The following is an 8,371-nucleotide window of genomic DNA, read 5'->3' as shown; positions in this document are numbered from 1 at the left end:
CCCCTCCCCCAGCTTCAACGACCCCCTCGCCCACTGGAACCAGCGCTTCGCGGCCGAGGGGTTCCTCTTCGGCACCGAACCCAATGCCTACCTCGTGGCGCAGGCCGCCCACCTGCGGCCCGGCCGGGTGCTGTGCGTGGCCGACGGCGAAGGCCGAAACAGCGTCTGGCTCGCGCGCCAGGGTTTCGCCGCCAGCGCCTTCGAGCTCTCGCCCGTCGCCGTGGAGAAGGCGCGCGCGCTGGCGCAGAGCCAGCAGGTGCAGGTGGACTTCCACTGCTGCGGCTGGGAAGACTACGCCTGGGCCCAGGCCGCCTTCGACAACGTGGTGGGCATCTTCTTCCAGTTCGCCGACCCGGCGGCGCGCGCGCGACTGTTCCAGCACATCGACCAGGCGCTCAAGCCCGGCGGCACGCTGCTGCTGCTGGGCTACGGCCCCGACCAGCTGCGCTTCAAGACCGGCGGCCCCGGCCGCCTGGAGAACCTCTACACCGAGGCCCTGCTGCGCGAGGCCTTCCCGCGTTACGAGCTGCTGCAACTGCGCAGCTGGGAAGAGGAGCTCGCCGAAGGCACGGCCCACCGCGGCCATTCCGCGCTGGTGGGCCTGGTGGCGCGCAAGCCGCTGGCCTGAAGCGCGGCCCGGCCCTCAGCGCGCCAGGGTCGCCGCGCAGCCGGACACCGCCGTCGCCAGCGCGAGGCGGCGGCGCGGTTCATCCGGTCCGGCGCGCACGCCCGCGGCCTGCGGCGGAGCCTGCAGCGCCTGCAGCAGGGCGTCCTGCCGGGCCGCCTCGGGGCTCTCGTGGGCCCGGATGAAGGCCAGCACGTCCGTGCCCCGGCCCTGGGCGTTCGGCGCGCCCTGCGCGTCGACGAAGGCCGGGCAGCGCAGGGGCTGCGGCGCGACGGGCAAGGCCGGCATCTGCGGATGGCCCACCTCGCGCGCGAAGCGCACCAGCGCGGCCTGCAGGTCCGTGGGCAAGGCGAAGCGGGGCAGCACCTCGTCCAGGGCGGGCGCATCCTGCGGCGTGCCGTCCGTGCCCGGCAGGGCTTCCAGGACGTCGCCGCCGCCCTCGCCCGCCGCCGTGCCTTCGCCCGCGCCCGCCGACGCCTGCGCCACGCGCGCAGCGCGCACCCGCCACTCGGCCCCCAGGAAGCGCGAGCCGTACACGCGCAGCGCGCCCTGCATGCGGCCCTGCACCAGGGTCGCCGCGTACACGTCCCCGAAGCCGCCCGGCATCATGTACTGCAGCAGGAAGCCCGGCCCCGTGGCCAGGCCGCCGCTGCACGCGCCCGACCACCAGTAGTCCCAGCGCAGGGCCGGGTCCTCCGGTTCGGGGGCGAGCACCTCGCAGGCGCCGGCGTTCTGGCGCCGCAGTTCGGCCTGCGCAAGCCCCGGCTGGAGCGCGCAGGCCGCCAGCGCGATGACGAGCAGTCGTTTCAAGCCTGGGGCGGCAGGTCGGCGAAGGCCAGCGGCTTGGCCGGGTAGGGGTGCCGCCAGCCCTCCAGCGACTCGATGGCCGCATACCAGTGGCGCAGCACCGGCCACTCGTCCAGCGGCAGCTGCGCCGCCTCGGTCCAGGGCAAGGCGGTCGCCAGCGCCAGGTCGGCCAGCGTGAGCTCCTCCCCCAGCACGAAGCGCCGGTTGGCGAGATGCGCGGCCAGCACCTGGGCGCCGGCCCGGAACTCCTGCAGCCCACGCTCGACCGCGCGCTCGCTGGGCGCCTGCTTCAGGTACTGGCCCTTGATCACGTGCTCGAAGTACAGGATGGAGCCGGCCTGCGTGAAGTGGCGCGCGTTCCACGAGAGCCAGCGCACCAGCTCGTGCGTCTGCGCCTCGGGCCAGAGCGCGGGCTGGAAGCGGCGCGCCAGGTGGCAGGCGATGGCGTCGGCCTCCCACAGCCGCAGGTCGCCGTCCTCCAGCACCGGCACCTTGCCGTTCGGGTTCAGCGCGAGGAAGCGCGGCGTCTTCTGTTCGCCGCGGAACAGGTCCACGCGCACGAACTCGACCGGGGCGCGCACCAGCGTGGCGACGGCGCAGGCCAGGCGCGGCATCAGGGTGTCGGCGTAATAGAGCTTCATTTCGCGTCTCGCATCGAAGTGGAGCCCGCATCCTAGCGCGCGGTGCCGCGCTCCCGTACCATGCCCACCACAGCCAGGAGCCACCCCATGAACGCACGCGCACAGTTCACCCGCATGGAAGACAGCACCCAGCAGGACTGGAACCTCATCGTCCCCGAGGCCATGCGGATGGCCAGGTCGCTGCCCGACCGCGTCCTTGACCACCTGCGGCTGCTGGACGGCGATTTCGGCGGCTTCCCGGTGGACCGCCTGACGCATTCGCTGCAGACCGCCACGCTCGCGCACGAGGACGGGCGCGACGAGGAGTACGTGGTGTGCGCGCTGCTGCACGACATCGGCGACACCCTGGGCAGCTTCAACCACCCGGACATCGCGGCGGCCATCCTCAAGCCCTTCGTGAGCGAGGCCAACCTGTGGATGGTGCAGAACCACGGCATCTTCCAGGGCTACAACTTCTTCCACTACATCGGGCTGGACCGCAACATGCGGGACCAGTTCAAGGCCAGCCCGCATTACGAGCGCACGGCGGAGTTCGTGGACCTGTACGACAACCGGGGCTTCGATCCCCGGCGCGAGTTCATGCCGCTGGCCAGCTTCGAGCCCATGGTGCGGCGGCTGATGGCCACGCCCAGGACCAGCGTCTACAAGGCTGCGCTCGACAAGGACGGCGCCCGCGCCTGAGCCCGAACGCGCCATCCTGCCTAAGACGGCGGCGCGGCGGAGCGCAGGGGCTGCAGCAGGTGCTTCAGCCCGTTGTGGTCGATCTCCTGCATCAAGGCGAGCAGCCGGCCCAGCTGCCCCGGCGGAAAGCCTTCGCGCGCGAACCAGTTCAGGTAATTGCCCGGCAGGTCGGCGATCAAGGTGCCCTTGTGCTTGCCATAGGGCATTCGGGTGCTGACGAGGAGGTCTAGCGGCTCGGACATGCATGCATTGTCGCCAAGCCGGTGAACCCCCGGCCGGGGCCTGCCGCGAGCCCGGCGGGCTTACCCTGATAGGCAGGTGGATTGCAGCAAATACACTGGACCGGCCGGGTGCGTTGGCAGCGCTGCCGGCAGAGAGTCTTCATTCGACGGGTATCCGCCGCGCCCTGGTGTCCACCAGGGCGTTTTTTCTTCTGGGGCCCGTCCATGACGCGATTGGAGGCCGCGCGTCGCCTGGATCGCCCTGCCCGTTCTCCCTCGGGAAAACCCGCAGCTTCCCCGGTCGCGCCTGCGCAGCCGCCCCGTCCGGTGCAGTGAGGGTTATCGCCAGATACATGGTGTATCGCGCGGCGATACATTCGCTCCAGCGTCTGCATTTGCTCAAATGGTTGAGCTGGTGCCGATGGTTCCGTTCCACGACAAGGAGACTGTCATGAATTCCTCCAAGAGAAGTTTCACCGTCAGCCGGCGTGACATCATCCGCGCCGGCGCGGGCGCCGCCGGGCTGGGCGTCCTGCCCGGCCTGGTCACCAGCGCCTTCGCCGCCGACGACAAGGGCAAGCCCGCGCTGGGCACCTGGCCCGCCGGCAGCCAGGGCGATTCGGTCTTCATCGGCATCACCGTGCCGCGCACGGGCACCTACGCGCTCCAGGGCGAGGACGAGCTCAAGGGCTACCAGCTGGCCATCGAGCACATCAACGAGGGCCACCCCCTGATCAAGGCCATCTCGCCCAAGACCACCAAGGGCGTGCTGGGCAAGCAGCTGAAATACGGCGTGGCCGATTCGGCCGCCAAGCCCAACGACGCGGTGCAGGCGCAGCAGCGCTTCATCACCGAGAACAAGGCGGTGATGATCACCGGCGGCACCTCCAGCGCCGTGGCCGTGGCGCTGAACAAGCTGGCGCAGCGCGAGAAGGTGATCTTCGTCTGCGGCATCTCCGGCTCCAACGACACCACCGGCAAGGACTGCGTGCGCTATGGCGTGCGGCAGAACTTCTACGGCGAGACGGCCGCCAACGCGATCGGCCCGGCCCTGCTCAAGGCCTACGGGAAGAACCGCAAGGCCGCCTTCATGACGCCCGACTACACCTATGGCCACACGGTCACCAAGTCGGTCAACGAATTCCTGGCCAAGAACGGCGGCTGGACCATGGTGACCAACCAGGTCTCGCCGCTGGGCGCGCCCGACTACAGCTCCTACCTCACCAACATCGCGAACTCCGGCGCGGAGATCCTGGTGAACGTGAACTGGGGCCACGACGCGGTGCTCTCCACCCAGCAGGCCAAGCAGTTCGGCCTGCTGCCCAAGATGAAGCTGGTGATCCCCTACCAGATCCCCTTCCTGGCGCGCGAGGTCGGCCCCGAGATCACCGAGGGCGTCTATGCCGCCACCGACTTCTGGTGGACGCTGGAAGACAAGTACCCGCTCGCCAAGCAGTTCGTGGAGGCCTTCGAGAAGAAGTTCGGCTACAAGCCCGAATGGGGCGCCGAGAACGCTTACATGGAGTTCGCGCTCTGGGCCGAGGCCGTGGAGCACGCCGGTACCTTCTACCCGCCTGACGTGATCAAGTCCTACGAATCGCCGCGCAAGCTCAATTCCTTCGTCGGCGAAGTGAGCTGGCGGCCGGAGGACCACCAGCTGGTGCGCCCCGTGGTCATCGTGCGCGGCAAGGCCAAGAGCGCCATGCGCAACAAGGAGGACTTCTGGGAGGTGGTGGAGGTGGTGCCGGGCGCAGGCCTGATGCAGAAGCCCGACGCCTTCGGCTGCAACCTCGGCTCGTACACCTGAGCCGTGCTCTCCTGGGCGAACTTCCTCTCCCAGCTGTTCAATGGCCTGGCGCTGGGCGCGCTGCTGGCGCTGATCAGCTCGGGCCTGACCATCATCTACGGCACGCTGGGCGTGCTGAACCTCGCGCACGGCGCGATGTTCATGCTGGGTGGCTACGCCGGCTTCGCCGCCTACCAGGCGACCGGCTCCTTCGTCCTCGCCCTGCTGGCCGGCACCCTGTCGGTCGGCCTGCTGGGCGTGGTGATGGAACGCGGGATCATCCGCTACTTCTACGGCCGGCCTGACGAGGACCAGCTGCTGGTCACCTTCGGCCTGTCGATCTGCTTCGTGGAAGCGATCCGGCTGATCTTCAGCAGCCAGTCGCAGACCGTGCAGCCGCCTTCGGCCCTGGTGGGCATCACCAACCTGGGCGTGATGATGTACCCCACCTACCGGCTGGGCGTGGTGGGCATCTGCGCCCTCGCGCTCGCCGCGCTGTACGTGGTGCTCTACCGCACGCGGCTGGGCATGATCGTGCGCGCCGGCATCGAGGACCCGGTGATGGTGGATTCGCTGGGCATCGACGTCTACCGCATCTTCATGGTGGTGTTCGGCATCGGCGCCATGGCGGCCGGCTTCGCGGGCATCGTGAACGCCCCCGTGGTCTCGCTGACACCGGAAGTCGGCGAGACCATCCTGGTGCAGACCTTCGTGGTGGTGGTGATCGGCGGCGTGGGGTCTTTCCCCGGCGCGATCCTGGGCGGCCTGATCGCCGGCGAGATCGTCAGCCTGACCTCCATGGTCAACCCGGGCTATGCCTACGTGATGCTGTTCGCGGCCATGACCCTCGTGCTCCTCGTGCGTCCACGCGGGCTGATGGGCGCCGTGGGACGAAACTGATGAACCTCCTGCTTCGACTTCGCTGGCACCTGCTGGCCCTGGTGCTGCTGGTGGCCGCACCCTTCGTGCTGCCACCGCTGGGCGCCGCACCCAACACCGTCAACCGCATCCTGGTCTGGGGCCTGTTCGGGCTGGGCTTCGACATCCTCTTCGGCTACACCGGCCTGCTCTCCTTCGGGCAGTCCGCCTTCTACGGCACGGGCGGCTTCGTGGCCGCCTACCTGCTGACGCGGGCGGGCTTCCCGCACGTGATCACCGCGCTGGTGATCGGCATGGTGGTGGCCGCCTTCGTGGGCTGGCTGGTCGGCATGCTGGCGATGCGGCGCACCGGCATCTATTTCGCGATGATCACCGTCGCGATCGCCGAGATCTTCTTCTTCGTCGAGTTCAACCCCCTGTCCGACTGGACCGGCGGCGAGAACGGCCTGCCCGGCGTGCCCACCCCAATGGTGAACCTGGGCTTCACCACCCTGCACTTCAGCTCGGGCTGGTCGCTCTACCCCTTCCTGGCCTTCTGCTACTTCGTCGGCCTCGCGCTGGCCCTGCGCATCGTGCATTCGCCGGTGGGGGCCATCCTCGCCGCCATCCGCGAGAACCCGATGCGCGCGGCCGCCGTGGGCCACAACGTGCACGGCTACAAGCTCACGGCCTTCGTCATCGCCGCGGCCTACGCGGGCCTGGCCGGCGGCCTGCTGGGGGTGCTGCAGGGCTTCATGCCGCCCGACGCCTTCATGTTCGACACCTCGGGCCAGCTCATCATCCAGACCGCGATCGGCGGGCGCGGCACGCTCGTAGGGCCGCTGGTGGGCGCCGCGCTGTGGCTGTTCCTGCAGGACTTCCTGCAGGGCACGCTGCAGCTGGGCGCCGCCTGGAAGCTGGTGCTGGGGCTGGTGTTCGTGGTGCTGGTCTCCTTCCTGCGCCAGGGCATTGTGGGGGCCGTGCGCGGCCTGTTCGTTCGCGGCGCGGCACGGGCTGCGGACGACGCCGTGCAGGCCCCGGCCGCGGCCGCCGCCGCGACGCCGGCTGCGTCACAGCCCATGGCCACGCACCATGCCAACGCCAGCTACACGGGGCCGGTGCTCAAGGCCAGCGGCCTCACCAAGCGCTACGGCGGCGTGGTGGCCAACCAGGAGATCGACTTCAGCGTGGACGCCGGCGAACTGCGCGGCATCATCGGCCCCAACGGCGCGGGCAAGTCCACCTTCTTCAAGATGCTCACCTGCGAAGTGGCCCCCAGCGCCGGCAGCATCGTGTTCGAGGGCCAGGACATCACCGGCCGCGACGTGACGGCCGTGTGCCAGCTGGGGCTGACCAAGAGCTACCAGGTCAACCAGCTGTTCAACCGGCTCACGGTGCGCCAGAACGTGGAGATCGCCGTGCTGGCCGACCTGCGCGGCCGCTTCCGGCTCGACATGTTCCGCCGGCTGGACACCCTGCCGGGGCTGGCCGAGCGGGTGGAACGCACGCTGGGCCTGGTGCGCCTGCAGGGCCGGGCCTCGGCCCCGGTGGCCGAGCTGGCCTATGGCGAGAAGCGGCGGCTGGAGATCGGCCTGGCCCTCGCCTCCTCGCCCAGCCTGCTGCTGCTGGACGAGCCGCTGGCCGGCATGAGCCCCAGCGAGCGCACGGAGACCGTGCAGCTGCTCAAGGCCATCGCCCAGGGACGCACCATGGTCGTGATCGACCACGACATGGACGCCCTGTTCGAACTCGCGGGCCGCATCACGGTGCTGCAGGAGGGCCGCGTGCTGGTGGAAGGCACGCCCGCCGAGATCAAGTCCAACCCCCAGGTGCAGGAAGCCTACCTGGGCGGCGTGCACGAGGAGGGCGCGGCATGAGCCTGCTGGAAGTCCAGGGGATGCACAGCTACTACGGCGACTCGCACATCCTCTTCGACGTGGGGATGCGGGTCGACAAGGGCGAGGTGGTGGCCCTGCTGGGGCGCAACGGCGCCGGCAAGAGCACCACGCTGAAAAGCCTGATGGGCGTGGTGCGGCCGCGCGCGGGCTCGGTGGTGCTGGACGGCGTGCAGCTGGCCGGGCGCAAGAGCCACGCCATCGCCCGCGAGGGCATGCAGCTGGTGCACGAGGAACGGCGCATCTTCGGCAGCCTGGACGTGGAGGAGAACCTGGTGCTGGCCGGGCTCACGGCCAAGGGCCGCTGGCCGCTGGCGCGCATCTACGAGATGTTCCCCAGGCTGCAGGAGCGGCGCAGCAGCCGTGGCACCGACCTCTCCGGCGGCGAGCAGCAGATGCTGGCCATCGGGCGCGCCCTGGTGCGCGACCCCAAGATCGTGCTGCTGGACGAGCCCTTCGAGGGCCTGGCGCCGGTGATCGTGCGCGACCTCATGGAGGCCTGCCGCCGGCTCGCCAGCGAGGGGCAGACCATCGTCATCGTGGAGCAGAACATCGCCGCCACGCTGGCGCTCGCGCAGCGCGTGTACATCCTGAACAACGGCCACATCGCGCACGAGGGCCCGGCCTCGGAGCTGAAGGCGAAGCCGGAGCTGCTGCAGCGCTACCTGGGGGTCTGAGCCGGCGCGGCGCGTTTTACATTTGCGCCAATGCAAATGCCTATACTCGAGCCATGATTCGTCCGTGGATGTTCGTGGTGGTGCCCCTGCTGCTGGCCGGCGGCGTGGCCTGGTGGTCCCTGCAGCACGACACCGCGGGCCCTCCGGTTCCGGCCAGCAGCAGGGGCACCACCACGAACA

General features: G+C 69.8%; 9 protein-coding genes. 6 read left to right on the top strand and 3 right to left on the bottom strand.

What is annotated here, in order from left to right:
* Nucleotides 1–628, top strand: a 628-nt coding sequence (locus IM725_RS19010; RefSeq protein ID WP_193782213.1) for a class I SAM-dependent methyltransferase, incomplete at its 5' end; no start/stop codon positions are given.
* Between the two features lie 15 nt (nucleotides 629–643).
* On the opposite strand, the gene IM725_RS19005 is transcribed toward IM725_RS19010, so the two are convergent.
* A complete protein-coding gene (locus IM725_RS19005; RefSeq protein WP_193782212.1) occupies nucleotides 644–1,435 on the bottom strand; it encodes a hypothetical protein in 792 nt (263 codons plus the stop codon).
* Complete coding sequence (locus tag IM725_RS19000; RefSeq protein ID WP_193782211.1) at nucleotides 1,432–2,073, bottom strand: glutathione S-transferase family protein; 642 nt, start codon at nucleotides 2,071–2,073, stop codon at nucleotides 1,432–1,434. The genes IM725_RS19005 and IM725_RS19000 overlap by 4 nt, the downstream gene beginning before the upstream one ends.
* 87 nt (nucleotides 2,074–2,160) lie before the next feature.
* Here IM725_RS19000 and IM725_RS18995 point away from each other — a divergent pair, with 87 nt between their 5' ends.
* A complete protein-coding gene (locus tag IM725_RS18995) occupies nucleotides 2,161–2,754 on the top strand; it encodes an HD domain-containing protein (protein ID WP_193782210.1) in 594 nt (197 codons plus the stop codon).
* Between the two features lie 20 nt (nucleotides 2,755–2,774).
* Here IM725_RS18995 and IM725_RS18990 read toward each other — a convergent pair whose 3' ends face one another.
* Entirely contained in the window at nucleotides 2,775–2,996 is a 222-nt protein-coding gene (locus IM725_RS18990; RefSeq protein ID WP_193782209.1) for a DUF3820 family protein, read from the bottom strand.
* Between the two features lie 430 nt (nucleotides 2,997–3,426).
* Here IM725_RS18990 and IM725_RS18985 point away from each other — a divergent pair, with 430 nt between their 5' ends.
* Genes IM725_RS18985 through IM725_RS18970 form a run of 4 tightly spaced genes read left to right on the top strand, consistent with a single transcriptional unit; the run spans nucleotide 3,427 to nucleotide 8,191 of the window.
* Nucleotides 3,427–4,782, top strand: coding sequence for a substrate-binding protein (locus IM725_RS18985; RefSeq protein ID WP_193782208.1), 1,356 nt, complete (start codon nucleotides 3,427–3,429; stop codon nucleotides 4,780–4,782).
* A gap of 3 nt (nucleotides 4,783–4,785) precedes the next feature.
* Entirely contained in the window at nucleotides 4,786–5,661 is an 876-nt protein-coding gene (locus tag IM725_RS18980) for a branched-chain amino acid ABC transporter permease (RefSeq protein ID WP_193782207.1), read from the top strand.
* Nucleotides 5,661–7,496, top strand: coding sequence for a branched-chain amino acid ABC transporter ATP-binding protein/permease (locus IM725_RS18975; RefSeq protein WP_193782206.1), 1,836 nt, complete (start codon nucleotides 5,661–5,663; stop codon nucleotides 7,494–7,496). The genes IM725_RS18980 and IM725_RS18975 overlap by 1 nt, the downstream gene beginning before the upstream one ends.
* Nucleotides 7,493–8,191, top strand: coding sequence for an ABC transporter ATP-binding protein (locus IM725_RS18970; protein WP_193782205.1), 699 nt, complete (start codon nucleotides 7,493–7,495; stop codon nucleotides 8,189–8,191). Before IM725_RS18975 ends, IM725_RS18970 begins: the two co-directional genes overlap by 4 nt.
* The last annotated feature ends 180 nt before the right edge of the window (nucleotides 8,192–8,371 follow it).

The organism is Ramlibacter aquaticus, from assembly GCF_015159745.1.
GTDB lineage: Bacteria > Pseudomonadota > Gammaproteobacteria > Burkholderiales > Burkholderiaceae_C > Ramlibacter > Ramlibacter aquaticus.
Note: the sequence above shows the minus strand (reverse complement) of the source record. Positions and strands in the feature narration are given on the sequence as shown.

Bases quoted from the DNA above. Each gene is read 5' to 3' on its own strand.
- IM725_RS19000 (WP_193782211.1), bottom strand. From the start codon at position 2,073: ATGAAGCTCTATTACGCCGACACCCTGATGCCGCGCCTGGCCTGCGCC.
- IM725_RS18995 (WP_193782210.1), top strand. From the start codon at position 2,161: ATGAACGCACGCGCACAGTTCACCCGCATGGAAGACAGCACCCAGCAG.
- IM725_RS18990 (WP_193782209.1), bottom strand. From the start codon at position 2,996: ATGTCCGAGCCGCTAGACCTCCTCGTCAGCACCCGAATGCCCTATGGC.
- IM725_RS18985 (WP_193782208.1), top strand. From the start codon at position 3,427: ATGAATTCCTCCAAGAGAAGTTTCACCGTCAGCCGGCGTGACATCATC.
- IM725_RS18975 (WP_193782206.1), top strand. From the start codon at position 5,661: ATGAACCTCCTGCTTCGACTTCGCTGGCACCTGCTGGCCCTGGTGCTG.
- IM725_RS18970 (WP_193782205.1), top strand. From the start codon at position 7,493: ATGAGCCTGCTGGAAGTCCAGGGGATGCACAGCTACTACGGCGACTCG.